The sequence below is a fragment of the Shewanella indica genome, assembly GCF_002836975.1.
GTDB lineage: Bacteria > Pseudomonadota > Gammaproteobacteria > Enterobacterales > Shewanellaceae > Shewanella > Shewanella indica.
Map to the genome: position 1 here is coordinate 148,744 of NZ_NIJK01000022.1, position 15,868 is coordinate 164,611.

General features: G+C 47.3%; 12 protein-coding genes and 2 pseudogenes. 2 read left to right on the plus strand and 12 right to left on the minus strand.

The annotated features are described in order from the left end of the window. Nucleotides 1-116: 116 nt before the first annotated feature. The 5 genes from thyA to rppH are packed head-to-tail and all read right to left on the minus strand — an operon-like array spanning nt 117 to nt 5,408. Nucleotides 117-911: a thymidylate synthase gene (gene thyA / locus CX650_RS05510; protein WP_039034197.1), complete on the minus strand. Its 795-nt coding sequence runs from the start codon at nt 909-911 to the stop codon at nt 117-119. Continuing rightward, complete coding sequence (lgt, locus tag CX650_RS05515) at nt 911-1,738, minus strand: prolipoprotein diacylglyceryl transferase (RefSeq protein WP_039034196.1); 828 nt, start codon at nt 1,736-1,738, stop codon at nt 911-913. The genes thyA and lgt overlap by 1 nt, the downstream gene beginning before the upstream one ends. 37 nt (nt 1,739-1,775) lie before the next feature. Next, a complete protein-coding gene (locus CX650_RS05520; protein ID WP_039034195.1) occupies nt 1,776-2,576 on the minus strand; it encodes a sulfite exporter TauE/SafE family protein in 801 nt (266 codons plus the stop codon). A 47-nt stretch (nt 2,577-2,623) separates the two neighbouring features. Continuing rightward, nucleotides 2,624-4,858 (minus strand): phosphoenolpyruvate--protein phosphotransferase, encoded by a 2,235-nt coding sequence (ptsP, locus tag CX650_RS05525; RefSeq protein ID WP_101095223.1) that lies wholly within the window; start codon nt 4,856-4,858, stop codon nt 2,624-2,626. 25 nt (nt 4,859-4,883) lie between these two features. Next, nucleotides 4,884-5,408, minus strand: coding sequence for an RNA pyrophosphohydrolase (gene rppH, locus CX650_RS05530; RefSeq protein ID WP_025010542.1), 525 nt, complete (start codon nt 5,406-5,408; stop codon nt 4,884-4,886). Between the two features lie 698 nt (nt 5,409-6,106). Between rppH and mutH the strand changes: the two genes are divergently transcribed. Both mutH and CX650_RS05540 read left to right on the plus strand, forming a co-directional pair. After that, complete coding sequence (mutH, locus tag CX650_RS05535) at nt 6,107-6,781, plus strand: DNA mismatch repair endonuclease MutH (protein ID WP_101095224.1); 675 nt, start codon at nt 6,107-6,109, stop codon at nt 6,779-6,781. Nucleotides 6,782-6,903: 122 nt separating this feature from the next. After that, nucleotides 6,904-7,986 carry an adenylate/guanylate cyclase domain-containing protein gene (locus CX650_RS05540; protein ID WP_039034192.1) on the plus strand — a complete coding sequence of 361 codons (1,083 nt, stop codon included), beginning with the start codon at nt 6,904-6,906 and terminating at the stop codon, nt 7,984-7,986. A gap of 386 nt (nt 7,987-8,372) precedes the next feature. On the opposite strand, the gene CX650_RS05545 is transcribed toward CX650_RS05540, so the two are convergent. The 7 genes and pseudogenes from CX650_RS05545 to CX650_RS05575 form a co-directional block, all read right to left on the minus strand. Beyond that, nucleotides 8,373-8,813, minus strand: coding sequence for a hypothetical protein (locus tag CX650_RS05545; RefSeq protein ID WP_101095225.1), 441 nt, complete (start codon nt 8,811-8,813; stop codon nt 8,373-8,375). Beyond that, nucleotides 8,813-10,426, minus strand: coding sequence for an RHS repeat domain-containing protein (locus CX650_RS05550; RefSeq protein ID WP_101095226.1), 1,614 nt, complete (start codon nt 10,424-10,426; stop codon nt 8,813-8,815). The genes CX650_RS05545 and CX650_RS05550 overlap by 1 nt, the downstream gene beginning before the upstream one ends. A gap of 385 nt (nt 10,427-10,811) precedes the next feature. After that, entirely contained in the window at nt 10,812-11,801 is a 990-nt protein-coding gene (locus CX650_RS05555) for a transposase (protein ID WP_101095227.1), read from the minus strand. A 456-nt stretch (nt 11,802-12,257) separates the two neighbouring features. Then, nucleotides 12,258-12,498, minus strand: a pseudogene (locus CX650_RS05560) (transposase); the annotation flags it as partial. A 456-nt stretch (nt 12,499-12,954) separates the two neighbouring features. Beyond that, nucleotides 12,955-13,195: pseudogene (locus tag CX650_RS20315) on the minus strand (transposase); the annotation flags it as partial. Between the two features lie 284 nt (nt 13,196-13,479). Then, nucleotides 13,480-14,097 (minus strand): hypothetical protein, encoded by a 618-nt coding sequence (locus CX650_RS05570; protein ID WP_101095228.1) that lies wholly within the window; start codon nt 14,095-14,097, stop codon nt 13,480-13,482. A 347-nt stretch (nt 14,098-14,444) separates the two neighbouring features. Continuing rightward, nucleotides 14,445-15,653, minus strand: a complete 1,209-nt coding sequence (locus tag CX650_RS05575; protein ID WP_101095229.1) for a hypothetical protein — start codon at nt 15,651-15,653, stop codon at nt 14,445-14,447. Nucleotides 15,654-15,868: the final 215 nt, after the last annotated feature.

Sequence of the window (15,868 nt, forward strand, 5' to 3'; positions counted from 1 at the left end):
ACTAAACTCCCAAAAACATAATTGATTTGAGTGTAGTAGATGGATTTAGGTAAGAATAATCGAAAGTTTCTGCGAAACACCTCGAAATATACGAGGTATTTCGCTAAAAACTGTTTTTAAATGGCAACTGGTGCTTTGATATGAGGGTGAGGATCGTAACCTGACAACTCGAAATCTTCGAATCGGTAGTCAAAAATAGACTCAGGCTTGCGAATAATTTTCATTTGTGGCAAAGACTTGGGTTCACGACTGAGTTGCAGCGCCGTTTGTTCCATATGATTGGAATAAAGATGGGTATCACCGCCGGTCCAGACGAAATCGCCCAATTCGAGATCGCACTGCTGCGCTACCATCATGGTCAACAGCGCATAACTGGCAATATTGAACGGCAGCCCCAGGAACACATCACAGCTGCGCTGATACAGTTGACAGGACAACTTGCCATCGGCCACATAAAACTGGAAGAAGGCATGGCAAGGCGCCAGCGCCATCTTGTCGAGCTCGGAGACATTCCAGGCGGAGACAATCAAACGTCTGGAGTCAGGTTGTGATTTGATCTGTTCTATCACCTGGGTAATCTGATCGATATGACCGCCATCGGGCGTTGGCCAGCTACGCCACTGAGCGCCGTAAACCGGTCCCAGATTACCGGATTCATCGGCCCACTCATCCCAAATCGTCACTTTATTTTCATGCAGGTAAGCAACATTGGTGTCCCCTTTCAGGAACCAGAGCAACTCATGAATAATGGAGCGCAAATGGCACTTCTTGGTGGTCACCAAGGGGAACCCCTTACTGAGGTCAAAACGCATCTGATAGCCAAATACAGAGCGGGTTCCCGTGCCGGTACGGTCAGTTTTTTCGGTACCGGCATCTAAAATATGTTGCATTAAATCAAGATATTGCTGCATTACTGCTTGTCCTTCACCACGCCGGCCTGCGGCGCATTACGCATTAACAGATAGAGTCCAAAGAGGATCATGGGCACTGACAGTATTTGCCCCATGGTCAAAAAGCCCAAATAAAGCCCGAGTTGAGCATCCGGCTGCCTGACCGTTTCCACTATGCAGCGGAAGATACCATAGCCGAGCAAAAACATCCCGGACACGGCTCCGGTCTTGGGACTGCGTTTGCTGAACCATTGCAGTAAAATAAACAGCGCAACGCCTTCGAGGGCAAATTGATACAGTTGTGAAGGATGACGAGGCTCAGGGCCACCGGAAGGAAACACCATGGCCCAAGGTACATCTGTCACCCGGCCCCAAAGCTCACCATTGATAAAGTTACCCAAACGCCCGGCCCCCAAGCCGATAGGTACCACAGGGGCCACCATATCCGCCACCGCAAAGAAGCTGCGCTTCTGTTTCCAGGCGATGTAGAGCATGGCCAGAATAACCCCCATCAAACCACCATGGAAAGACATGCCGCCTTCGCTGATCTTGAATAGGTACAAGGGGTCGGCAATAAAGTAATCCAGATGGTAAAAGAGCACATAACCTATGCGGCCCCCCAGGATCACCCCGAGAAAGGCATAGAACAGCAGATCAGAGACCTGCTCGCGGCTCCATAACCCCTTGGATCTGTCAGCCATACGGTTGAGCAGTATCATAGCGGCCAAAAAGCCCAGCAGGTACATGAAACCATACCAACGCAAAGCCGGTTCAAAAGTCTGGCCGAACAGCTCAAAGGGGCCAAAAGAGACGATCACAGGATCAATATTGGGAAATTCTAAAGCCATAACAGAAAGACGATTCCTAAATTAACCAAGGCGCAGATCAGGCCAGAATAAGTTTAAGACCCACAACAACCAATAAAAGTGCAAATATTTTCTTCAGTACAGGCGTCGGCCAGGTGCTGGCCGCTTTGACCCCCACAGGCGCAACCAACATTGAGGAAGCAATAATACCCAGCAAAGCCGGCAGATAGACATATCCCAAAGTACCACTTGGCATATCAGGGGCATTCCAGCCTGCGATAACATACCCTAAACTGCCCCAAAGGGCGATAATAAGGCCGGTAGCCGATGAAAAACCCACCGCCTGACGCATCTGCAACCCACACCAAGTGAGGAAAGGCACCAAGAGCACCCCACCGCCTATCCCCATCAAGGCGGCAATAATGGCAATCATCGCCGAGACGATAAGCAACACGGGAAATGGCGGCAAGCCCTCTTTCGCTGATGGACGGAAAGGAAATGCCATCTGGGCGGCCATTAGAATAACAAACACCGCAAAGGCACGGCGCAGATCATCGGCCGGGATCAACTCGGCAATAAAACCCGAACACAAGGCCCCCAGTGCCAGACCCGGCAACATGGATTTAAACAGCGGCCAAGGAATATTGCCGCGGCTGTGGTGGGCGCGGGCGGATGAAAAAGAGGTCAAAATAATGGCCGCCAACGAAGTAGCAATGGCGACATGGGGCAACTGCGCGGCAGGAACCCCCACCTTGGGTAAAATATACAGCAGCGCCGGCACCACGATAAGGCCGCCGCCTATCCCCAACAAACCGGCCATAAAGCCGACAAAAGCTCCCAACGCCAGACAAACACCAAATACCCAGAGAAATGCGTCCACAGAGGTTCCTTAATTCTTGTTGTTATTCCATACCCGACATAGCAGGTTCAATTGAGAATGGCTGCCAGTTCTCTTTGCCCCAAATAATCGTGCACCAGTTGCCGCACTTCGTTGCCGCTTTTGAGTGTCAATGCCTCGGCCAATAACTGCTCGAGTTCATCGCTGCGCACTCGCCGCAGCAGATAATTTATTCTGGCCAAGCTCCCCTGGTTCATACTCAAGCGGTTGTAGCCCATAGCAACCAGCAGCAAGGCACCACCGGGTTCACCGGCTAACTCGCCACAGACACTGGCAGCGAGGCCATATAGACGGCAGGTCTCCCGCGCCTGTTTCAGCGAACGCAATATCCCCGGATGATAACTGTCAAACAGGGCGCTGACCCTGGGGTTGTTGCGATCCACCGCCAACAGATATTGGGTCAAATCGTTGCTGCCGACCGAAACAAAATCGACCCGCTTGGCAACTTCATCCAGTTGAAACAGCAGCGCCGGCACCTCCAACATAATGCCCACCTTGGGTCTTTTCAGCTCAGGATTCACATCCGACTTAAGCTCGGAATAAGCCTGTTCGATATATTCAAGCGATTGATCTATCTCATCGAGATTACTGACCATGGGCAGCAGAATATGCAGCTGCTCGCCGCTGCCGCTGGCCTGGAGCATGGCGCGAATTTGCACCAGAAACAGCTCTGGATGGTCCAGCGACAAACGAATGCCACGCCAGCCCAAAAATGGGTTTTCCTCCTTGATGGGGAAATAAGGCAAGGGTTTGTCTCCGCCCACATCCAGGGTGCGCATCACCACGAGGCGCCCCGATGCCGCCTCCAACACCTGGCGATACACCTTGACCTGCTCAGACTCGCTGGGAAAACGCTGCTGCAACATGAAAGGGATTTCGGTGCGATATAGCCCAATACCATCGGCGCCTTCGGCAATTTCCGAGGCCAAACCACTGAGTAAGCCGGCATTCATGTATAGATGAATACGTTTGCCATCGACCGTCTCGGCCGGCAGGTTCAGTTCTCTGGCGTATTGCCGCTGTAACGCTCTCTCGGCGGACAACAAACTGCGGTACTCACCGACCACGGCCGGAGACGGCGACACCATCAGCTGACCGCGGGTGGCATTGAGCACCAAAAGCTTCTTGTCGATATCGGCAGCCAAAACCTGGTCGACCCCTGTGATAGCCGGCACACCCAGCGCCCGGGCCAGAATAGCAGCATGGGAGTTGACCCCGCCAAGTTCTGTCACTATCCCGGCCAACTTTTGCCGCGGAAACTCGGCCAGCAAGGTGGTATCAGCTTCACGGGTCACCAGAATAACCGGCTTATCCGCATTGAGCTCCAACCGTTCCGGCTCAATCAACTGGCGCAGCACCTTCTGCCCCAAGTCACGGATATCGCTGGCCCGCTCCTTGAGATAGGGGTCTTCCATCGCCATAAACTGGGTGATATAACGCAAAGACACGCGGCTGACCGCCGACTCGGCGCACCAACCCGCAAGCACTTCGTCGCGATATTCGCCCCCAAGGCTGGCCTCTTCCAGCAAGAGCTGCAGCGCCGAGAAGATAGACACCACCTCTTCATCCTGCTCGCGGTCAAAACGCTGTGCCAGGGTGCTCAGAGTGTTACGGCAACGCTCGATTGCCGCCTTGAGGCGTTCAAGCTCATTGGGGATATCTGTTGCGGTTTGATTCGGCTGCTCCAGGGATATCTGACCACCCAGCACCAAAGCATGGGCAATGGCGATACCATTGGAAGCCGGTGTGCCCTGAAACAAGATTTGCAGCTGATCTTCCTTGACGCTGGCCTTTTGTTTGAGGCCGCGAATAGCCATGGCCAACTGCGCCGCCAGCGTCATAAGAAAGGCTTCTTCCCCTTCGCTGAACTGACGGGCACTGGGCTGCTGCACCACTATAACGCCAAGCAACTGTTTCTGATAGATAATAGGCGCGGCGAGAAAAGCTCGATATTCCTCTTCAGCCACTTCGGGAAAGAGTTTGAATCTGGGATGTGCTCTGGCATCGGCAAGGTTGATGGCTTCTTCACGCTCAGCAACCAAGCCCACCAGACCTTCGGTCAACGGCATGCGAACCTGGCCAACGGCACTGGGCTTAAGACCATCAGTGGCCGAGAGGACCAACTCATTTTTATCCAGAATATAGATAGAACAACACTGAGTGCTCATGGCGGCCTTTATCTGGCCGACCAATAGCTCAAGGGCAGCCTCAAGATCCCTTGCGGCCGCAACTGCCTGAGTAATATCCCTGAGCGTGTTTAACACCTGTTCCCCCTTTCGATATCAAACCTCAGCCTGCTGCTCTTTGTCGTCCCCTTCGGCGTGAAGGCTCCCGGGTCTGCAATGCCAGAGCCGTGGTGGCGAACTCTTTCATCACTTTCCGGTAGACGTCACGTTTAAAAGATACGACCTGACGCACAGGGTACCAATAACTGACCCAGCGCCAGTCATCGAATTCAGGATGGCCGGACGAATTCAAGTTAACGGCACTATCCTGACTCTTGAGCTGCAGCAAAAACCATTTCTGCTTTTGACCGATACAGACAGGCTTGCTGTCTTGGCGCACCAAACGCTTTGGCAATCTGTATCGCAACCAGGAGCGGGTGGATGTTAATATCTGCACATGTTCCGGCCTGAGCCCGACTTCTTCATACAGCTCTCGATACATGGCATCTTCGGCGGATTCACCGTCATCCAATCCCCCTTGGGGAAACTGCCAGGAGTGCTGACCAAAACGCCTGGCCCACATTACTTGGCCAAATCTGTTACAGATAATGATGCCCACATTTGCGCGAAAACCGTCGCTGTCAATCACATGGACTCCGAAAAAGCGATAAATTTCAATGATTCGATTGTTTCACAATCCCACGTCGGCAGCAATTCTCTATTTACGGCTTTTTCTTTGGATAATCAAATAAGCTTTTCCACTTTATCAACAATTAACCATCTCTGCTTGAGTGGATATCCACAAAAACTGTGGATATCTCTGTTTGAAACTCGGCTGAACTTCTGGAAACGCTGCTTTTTACAACCTTCCCCTCCTAATTGACAAAGACACAAACCCAACAAAAACACTTAAAATACATAATGATACAAAGCACAAAAACGAATGCAACCACAACCAAACCACCAATAGTACACTTTTTGACCCGCACTCGATCAGAAGCAATTTCTCGGCAATGTCACAAAACTTTATTCACACCCTACGGACAAAAACTCGACTTTCAAGCTGAAAAACAGCGTCAAAACCCGGTTGACACCGACCATTATTTGTTTTATTGCGGCCATAATTGTTCAGTTATCCCAAAATGCTGTGGATAAGTTTGTTGGCAACACAGGGGAAATCGGCGAGTAACTCAGGAAATCCATTCCCCTATAGTTGAAGATGAAAACTTTAGTTAATAAAAACATAATGATAGAAAAATTAATTTTGGGGATGACTTCACCCGACATCGCAATGACCATTTTTTGCACAAACTTGTTATCCAATCCCGCTCAGGTAAAATCAACGCCATGAAAACCAATATCTTGCCGCCAAGCTCCTTGGCACAACTGCTAAAGCGCGCCGACGATATCGCCGGGCTGACTCTGGGACAGCTCGCCGAATCTTTAGGGGTAGCCGTGCCCAAAGACTTTCGCCGTGATAAAGGCTGGACCGGACAACTACTGGAGCTGGCATTGGGAGCGACCGCAGGCTCTAAGCCCGAACAGGACTTTCTGCACATTGGGGTAGAACTGAAGAGCATTCCAATAGATGAACGCGGTATGCCGCTGGAAACCACCTATGTCTGTGTCGCGCCGCTAACCAATATTTCAGGACTGCGCTGGGAACAGAGTCTGGTGTATCACAAATTGCAGCGGGTACTGTGGATCCCGGTTCAGGGGGACAGGGATCTTCCCCCGGGTGTCCGACGTATCGGCTCGCCGCTTTTATGGGAACCAAGCGCCGAGGAAGACAGGCTATTGCGCCAGGATTGGGAAGAAATCATGGAGCTTATCAGCATGGGTAAGGTCAGCAAGATCACGGCCAGGCACGGTGAAGTATTACAGTTAAGGCCAAAGGCGGCCAACAGTAAGGTGTTAACCGAGAGTATTGCCGAGGATGGCAGTATCCAGATGACCAACCCCAGGGGCTTTTATCTCAAAACTCAGTTCACAAAAGGGTTACTTGAGCGCTTTTTTGGCTGATATCGCCTCTAATCGGCACTTGCCTTGATTAAGATCACAATTACCACTGGAAATCAGAGGGGTATATTCTATAAACTAGCGCATCCTGAGAAGGCCCGTTAATTTAGGATAGAAGTTACCCCGTGAGAGCGCGTCGCCAGGCCAAAAAGCTTCTGTTTGCCATAATGGCATGGACAGTAGCTATGGCAGCTTTTGTATTTTTTCGCTATGCCCAAACCACTGAGCTACCTCAGTGGGCTGTCGGCTCGGCGGATCTCGCGACGCTGGCCGCCTACATGGGAATTATTTTCGGTAGCTTGCACTGGATGTCAAACCTGATAGCCGACTTCAGTGCCATCAATCGCCTGCCCTATGTCTTCTCCGTCATCTTTAAAGGGCTGTTTCTGCTCTTGGGTGCCACCACTTTGGCTTATATGACCCAGTACCTGAATATGTGGGCCATAGAGAACCATATGGCAACCTTGAGGCAGATGCTGACAGTGCATATCCTCTATAGTCCCTCATTCCAGGCGTTAATTATTTATCTGGTGGTAGTCAGGGTCGGGCTCGCCTTTATTGAACAGATGGGACTACTGGTAGGCCCCAGGATCCTGTTAAACATAGGTCTGGGTAAGTATCACAAGCCCAGATATGAACAGCGGCTATTTCTCTATCTCGATATGGTAGCTTCCACTACCCATGCCGAATCTCTGGGGGATTACCGCTTTGCCCGGCTGATACAGGACAGTTTCAGCTTGCTTTCCGATACAGTCACCAACAATGATGCCGAGATCTATCGTTACATGGGTGATGCCGTGCTCATCCATTGGCCGCTGGAAGACGGCATCATTAACGACAGATGTATGAATATCTACTTTGAATTCAGCCAGCAGCTCAATTGGCAGCGACGCTATTTTGAAGAACACTATGGCTTTGTCCCCAAATTCAAGGCGGCTGCTCACTGTGGCCAAGTGGTTGCAGCTGTGGTCGGGGTGCAAAAACAGGAGATCAGCTTCTTCAGCGACGTGCTCAACACCCTAGCGCGACTACAGGATCAGTGTAACCCCTTAGGACAAAGGATGCTGCTCTCCGGCGCGCTGGTAGCTAGGCTGGAAAATGATGACAGCGAGTATCAGCTCACCAATTTAGGACCGGTCAAGTTAAAGGGTAAACAACACTCCATTGAAGTGTTCGGGGTTAAACCAAAACAAGGCAATCAGTCATAAAAAACAGCCTATTAAGGGCTAAATTTTAAGTGGCAAAGTTGCTATCAGAGTACTTATCCGTAGCAATTTTCAATTGCCTTGTGCGCTAACAGGGAATTTAACACTACCCCATTCCCTGGTGGCGGGCTGTGGTCATAACCAACCTCGACTGAGCTTTGATGGGTATTTCAAAGCCTAGTCAAAGCTGTGTGAAACATCAAAAAGATATGGCTGTCCTGTTTTCCGTTTGTTTTCCGTTCCTGTTTTCCGTGTGGTCCTGTTTTCCGTGTTCTTCATATCTTCCACCCATTTGCGTAAACAAAGCATAGTTGGAGGCTAACCTCTGCACCATTAATGCTGGGTGTCCCATTTTTACCATATTCCACCCCACACCTCATCTTGTATTTCTACTCTTTAAAATAGATCACTTTAGCTTTCCCTCCATCAATATGAACGTAGACATCAAATTCATTAGACATTGCAAAATAACGGGATAAATCCTTTTCAAAAACCCCTTCACCAAGGTACTCAGAACTCATGCTAGGTATACACTCCCCGATGTAACCATAAACTCCCCGTAGAGCTTCTACTGGTGTACCTGTATGATAAACTTTCCAAAACCCAGATGAAAAAACACCATCAACCTTTAAGTTAAAGTCTATTGCTTCTACTTTAACAACCCCCTCCACATGAAGCCCGTCAGGCTTCAAGGGACAGCCACTTAACATAGGAATTCTTAGTACTCCATATTGTTTTCCTACTGGCTCAACATTTTCTTTATAAAACAAAAAATACCCTATAACGACTCCAACAAAAATGTATAAAAATATTCTTATTAGAACTTTCACTAGCACCCCCGCATGTTATTCTGTATACAAAGTAAATCAACAATTTTAGCCCCTTCCGGCAACCTTGTAACACCAACTATACCTATCGACCTTATATGTACTGACTCATTAAAATCGGTTCTCAACGTTTCTGATGTAACCCGTTGCCCTATAAAATCACTCACGTTACCAGAAGCATCTTCCTCCCATAGTGTAAATATTGTATCCTGCGTAGTTTTAACCTGAGTAGTTACATATGTAATCTCATATTCAGTGTATACAGATGAATCAACCAACCTCCATGCTACTTCAGGCCCAGCCTTTAAACCTGGAGGCGGATCTCCTATCCACTTAGAATAAACAGTTCTAGATTGAATAGATACAACCTCAGGTTTCTGTTTTTTAGGTTCTAGGACATCTGTTCTACTTTTTAAAACATTTGCCACTTCATTTACTACATATTGCATTGCAGATGTTATCGCTCCATTTGCAAACTTACCTCCTGTAAGTTTGGATACTGTTCCACCTGCTACGGTCTGAATCATTACTCGACCAAAAGACGCACTCGTTTGAATTTTCCCAATCCCCTTCATGATTCCAGCAGAGATAAACCCGTGACCAAACTTTCCACCTTGTAAGACACTAATGACTCCTCCTGTTGAACCATGAGCTAACATCTGCTCCCCAGTTGACCAAGCATTAGAAGTCCCCTCCGCTCCATGAATTTGGTTTCCTAAAGCTCCAAATACAGCCCCGCTAAATGCACCCCATAATGCCCCTCGTAAATTACCAGTAGCAACAGCTCCACCTATAAAACCAGTGATACCTCCTGCAACTATTGCATTTCCCGCAGTCCCTGCAGCAACCCCCCAGCTAGCCGCCCAACCCGATGCTGCGCCTGCTGTAAAATAAGTAACAACTGCAGCTACTATTACTCGCCAATATTTCTTAATCGCCTTCCAGAGTTTATCGAAGAAGAACCCACTCGGATCGGTATAACTCATAGGGTTATTCAAAACATAACTATAACGGTTATAGCTTTGTGTATCGGTTGGCGCTTGGATATGCGGATCGGCCTGCAAGAAACGTCCTATGGTGGGGTCATAGATACGCCCATTCATATGGATAAGATTCAGGTTATCTATACCTTCATGCCCGGTATAACCTTTGGATGCCGCGGGCGCGATATAATCATTCAACAGTGAATGGCTATAGGCGGCGGTTTGTTTACCCCAAGGGTCATAGGTAAACTGCTGCACTACATTACCAGACTTATTGGTAATCGTCGTGGTTGAGCCTTGATGATCTTTGTGCAGGTAAAACTCGTCAACAGTGTTATTACTACGCTTGGTTATCACCAAATTGCCGACATACAATTTTTGCTCGGTGAGTGCCGGTTTGTTGCCGCCGCTACGGGTAACTTTCTCATACCCCCCGACATATAAGGTGGTGAGATAGCTTGTCACTCCCGCTTCAACTTTAACATCGTAACGCTCGAAGCGTTGCCGGTTGGCATCATACTTAAAGCGGGTAGATTCCCCACCTTGAGTAATGTTGGTGACCAAATCGTAAGAGCTGTAAGTGAAACGGCGACTGCCATCCTGGGTGATATTGCCATTCTTATCATAAACCATCACATAGCTGGCTTGACGGGCACGACTACACTGAGCGCCATTTTGCGTCCACCCCGTTGGACAGCTGTAGGTTATGGGGGCAGTGAGTGTTCGATTACAAGCGCTCCCTGAAACAGACCAGCCAGCGGGACAAGAATAAACAGGCGTCTTTGTTGCCGCTTGTGATAGCGTCCGCGTGCAGTTAGCATATACAGGACATCCTAAACACTTTGCGAGCCACGAGGAAGCCTATCATTCGGTCTCAATCGCTTATAAATGACGATGAGTTATTAGAAGTAGACTCTCTAAGACGAGTAATCTGCGTGCTTCATACAAAAACAGCGGTTGCCAGGCATGCCAAAGGCAGGCTTAAGCCTGTTTCTGCAAAATCACCAAGGGTTTAAGGTTAATGGGGATGTATTGCTTGGCTTTGTTGCTTACCCCGGCACCATTTACCACCATATTTGGCCTTCATCGCACACATGGCATCCCATCGGCCACTCATGCCACTGTACTGACGGCGAAACTCCTTGGCAGAAGTTATCCAGGCATCGTCGCTGATACCAAGCTCAAGCAGCAGTTTAGGCCTGGAAGAAGCAATAAAGCCACGCTTGTCTTCCCGCACCGCCCGGCCTGTCCAATCAATCAGCTCCAGATAGTCGGCAAAGTGAAATGGGATGCCGCTTTGTTCGGTGGCAGTGGCTGCACCATCAAATTGCAGCAGTGGCTTAAGTGAAGCGTTGGCAGTTGCTGGCTCAGCAACTTCTTCTATTCGCTCCTGAATGGATGTGTAATCAGAAGTTTGCAGCGAATCTGCAATACCTGCGCGAATGGGATTTAAATCCACGTACATCATGCAGGCCAGCAGCGCCTGTTCATCGAGCAGCGCCTGCGACTTAAAACGCCCTTCCCAGAATACGCCCTTGCAACCATCTTCTCGATTGGCCTTGCGGGCGATATCTTCGTTTAAACAGCGCATAAACCAACTGATACTACCAAGGCGTTCCTGCCAATCGCTAATCAGCGTATCCAACAGTATTCGCTCGCCTTCTGAGAGACTATCGCCCTTGAGGAACTTTGCCGCCACAGGATTGCCACTAAAGAGCCCGGTCCAACGCTCAATGACTTCAAATGGCGACAACGATTGTTGCGTAGCAAGGTCGATTTTGAGCACCAAATGGTAGTGATTACTCATGACCGCATAAGCGCAAACGTCGATGCAGAATATTGACGACAACTGCCTGATTTTATCCACTATCCAGCCACGTCTATGCTCGTAACTGCGCCCCGACAGTGCATCTTCACCACACAAAAATGCCCTTCTCACGCAGCGATTAATCACGTGGTAAAAGGGCGTACTTTCAACATCTATCAACTGGCGGCGGGCGGTGGTCATAACCAACCTCGACTGAGCTTTGATGGGTATTTCAAAGCCTAGCCAAAGCTGTGCGAAACATCAAAAAGATATGGCTGTCCTGTATTCCGTTCCCCTAAAGCGTTTACGCCAATTACTTTCTGCCGAGTCCTTTAATATGAAGGCAATTCCAATAAAGGCTCCAATAAGCGCACCTATAAGGGTACCTGCATTACCTGAAAGAATAGAAGCTATTGTATTTAACATTACTTGAAGGTTCCTAAGGAAAAACTAACGCCAAATTAAGGTGTGAATAACGCTAACACCGAACCTAAACCATTGTGCCATAAATACTAAACTAACTTGAAATGAAGGAAAGGACATGGTCTTAAATTCGGGGGAAAAGTCGCTTAAGGAACTTTGCCGCCACAGGATTGCCACTAAATCGCAATGTCCAACGCTCAATGACTTCAAATGACGACAACGATTGTTGCGTAGCAAGGTCGATTTTGAGCACCAAATGGTAGTGATTACTCATAACCGCATAAGCGCAAACGTCGATGCAGAATATTGACGACAACTGCCTGATTTTATCCACTATCCAGCCACGTCTATGCTCGTAACTGCGCCCCGACAGTGCATCTTCACCACACAAAAATGCCCTTCTCACGCAGCGATTAATCACGTGGTAAAAGGGCGTACTTTCAACATCTATCAACTGGCGGCGGGCGGTGGTCATAACCAACCTCGACTGAGCTTTGATGGGTATTTCAAAGCCTAGCCAAAGCTGTGCGAAACATCAAAAAGATATGGCTGTCCTGTATTCCGTTCCCCTAAAGCGTTTACGCCAATTACTTTCTGCCGAGTCCTTTAATATGAAGGCAATTCCAATAAAGGCTCCAATAAGCGCACCTATAAGGGTACCTGCATTACCTGAAAGAATAGAAGCTATTGTATTTAACATTACTTGAAGGTTCCTAAGGAAAAACTAACGCCAAATTAAGGTGTGAATAACGCTAACACCGAACCTAAACCATTGTGCCATAAATACTAAACTAACTTGAAATGAAGGAAAGGACATGGTCTTAAATTCGGGGGAAAAGTCGCTTAAGGAACTTTGCCGCCACAGGATTGCCACTAAATCGCAATGTCCAACGCTCAATGACTTCAAATGACGACAACGATTGTTGCGTAGCAAGGTCGATTTTGAGCACCAAATGGTAGTGATTACTCATAACCGCATAAGCGCAAACGTCGATGCAGAATATTGACGACAACTGCCTGATTTTATCCACGATCCAGCCACGTCTATGTTCGTAACTGCGCCCCGACAGTGCATCTTCACCACACAAAAATGCCCTTCTAACGCAACGGTTAATCACGTGGTAAAAGGGCGTACTTTCAGCGTCTATCAACTGGCGACGGGCAACGGTCATAACCAACCTCGACTGAGCTTTGATGGGTATTTCAAAGCCTAGTCAAAGCTGTGTGAAACATCAAAAAGGTATGGCTGTCCTATATTTGTCATATTTGAGGCCCTGACACTTCAGATGTTTCAAGCTACTCTACAATACACAGGACATCCTAAACACTTTCTGAGCTGCAAGGGAGATCGTTGCAGGGGTCAGTCTCTGATAAATAACGACAGTTTTTGGGAATGAGACTATCTGAGACGCTCACTTTCGAAGATTCATGCAGAATTGCAGTTGCCAGGCGTGCTTTAGCGCGTCCGGCGCCGTAGGCGCGAAGTTGATTGATTTGTTAGTTTTAATTGTTGGATTTCCAGTTCAAGCTTTTTTAAGGATTTTTCTTTTATCTCGCGATCTAGTGTTTTTACGGTTTCATCAATAATGTGATTTTTTACCCACCTAGAAAATCCAAACCAAGTTAATCCGACCATAAATAAGATATACAGAGCACCCGCAATCCTCACGTCCCAACGCTCCACAAGTTTAAGCTCTTCCCCAGTGTCACTATTTAAGGCATCTTTGTTCTTCTTAATTGTTTCCTGGTGATTCTCAAGCGCTTTTGATAAAAACATTTCTTCTTGTTCTGGAGTATAGGAAGCGGGAACCCAATCAAGCCTATTTTCATCGAGCTTCCCTTTTTCGATTGAGTCCAATCGATTTTTTATTTTTCTCTCCATGTTTACTGAGAAGAAGTAAGCTTGTGAATTCAGCGCTTCTTTATCTATTTGAATCTGTGTATTTACCAACCAGATATATAGCGCAATGAAACCTGCAATAAACCACAAGCCTGATATAGCCATAAATTTATAAATATTGTCTGTTGGTGTACTTGGTATGCCCTTCAAGATATCTCCTTTGAAACTAGACATAATGATTCCCTGTGCAGGTGTCGGCCTCCGTGTTTTCTCGTGGATTAGTTAAACCAGAGCCACACTGTTTGTTGATCCAATAGGCAAACAATCATAGGAGGCCGACATGTCTAAAGCTAACACACTTTTTATCGGGTTGGACGTACACAAGGAGACCACTGACGTGGCCTGGGTTTCTGATAAGTCTGCTGAGACCGTGCATTACCATGGCACAATCCCAACCAACCTGCGTTCATTCGATAAACTCATTAAAAATCAGCAAGGCTCATGACTCGCGCGGCTCTATTCAAGAGAGTGCAAGGTCAACCGCCGACACTTACTCGCCAAAGTCCGACTGTCAGAGTGTCCTAATTGACGCGCTTGTTAAATTCTTCATCTTCAAATCTTGGAAACATATCTACCATATAAGAAGGAAATAAAACCCCTGGCCTCTTAGTGGATTCATTCCAGCCAGGATCTTTGGTTTCCAAGAACCGACTCACTTCACCTCTAACGTTATCTTCCAAGCAGACAAGTATATAGGCAATCAAGTTCTGCACTACTTGATAATCGCCAATGGCCAGCTCTGGTGTGACATTTCTTATTGATGCTTCCCAAGAATAAAAGCTAAAGTTTCTGTAGTCGTTAAATAGTGGGATTTTTCCATCGAAGTAGACTATTTCATAAGCAAGTTTTTTAGGGTCTACATTTCCATGCAACAAATCATTCCGGTTATTCATTAGCGTGTGAAATTCTTTGCATGCATCTATATTGTTATAATCAACCGCTTGAAAAAAGCCTTTGCAGTGTCTATGCAGCCCTTTTATTCTAATGTCTATTTGTTGGCGAACAACAGAGTCATACATTCTTTTGTCATTTTTCACATCGTCTTCAGCAAGCAAAAATATTATTAGGTTAACGAAAGACTCGGCATATACAGGAGCAAGCATTCTTATATTCAATCCTAACGCTGTGGCTTCCGTATATAACTCTCCAACATGACTAATCCTGTCCTTAAGGTTTTCCAAATCTTTTGCTGAACTGGGATACGAGAGTGGCTCTAGCTCCTCAATTTTCAATGCTTCAAGCTTTGTTAGCTGGTGCTCAATAACACTTTTAATTCTAAAAAATGGATTTATAAAGAGCTGCCATCTCTCTATATTTTTTCTGAATTCTGAAATATTCTTACCATATGTAGAGAAGTCTTTCTTTATGTCTTTAATAAACTCGTTTTTCGCTATTGAGGGATCATCAAAATCAATACTATGCATAACTTCCAACCTAAAAGTCATACACATGATTTCAAGCGTTTCATCTTTATAATGTAACGTGTAATGCCAGTGGATTAGATTATCTGAATCATCTGAACGAAGAAGCATTTGCATCCCATTTGGACGACCAAATCTCGCATTTAAGTAGCAGTAAAGCTCGACAGGGGTAATTCCCTCTCTTATAACCCAAATCCCACCTTTCATGGCAGTTTTTGGTTTTTCACCGCTTTTGGCAAGTTCGCTCACCTTCCCTACCACTTCTTTCATTGGCGGATAGGACAATTGCGATACATCTATAGACTTCACGTTTATTCCTGGAATTTAACGCCGCATTAAGGGGTGAACAACGCCACCACCCAACCTGAGCTATTGTGCCGTAAACACTAAAGCTGATTCAAACCAAAACTGCCAAGCGTTGTGAATCCCTCTTGAATGCTTTATATGGATAATAACCAAGCCAAAAGGGTAAAGTGAGACCCAGGCTTTAGCGGCAACTAAAGCTTTCTATGTGGCAGTTCGGT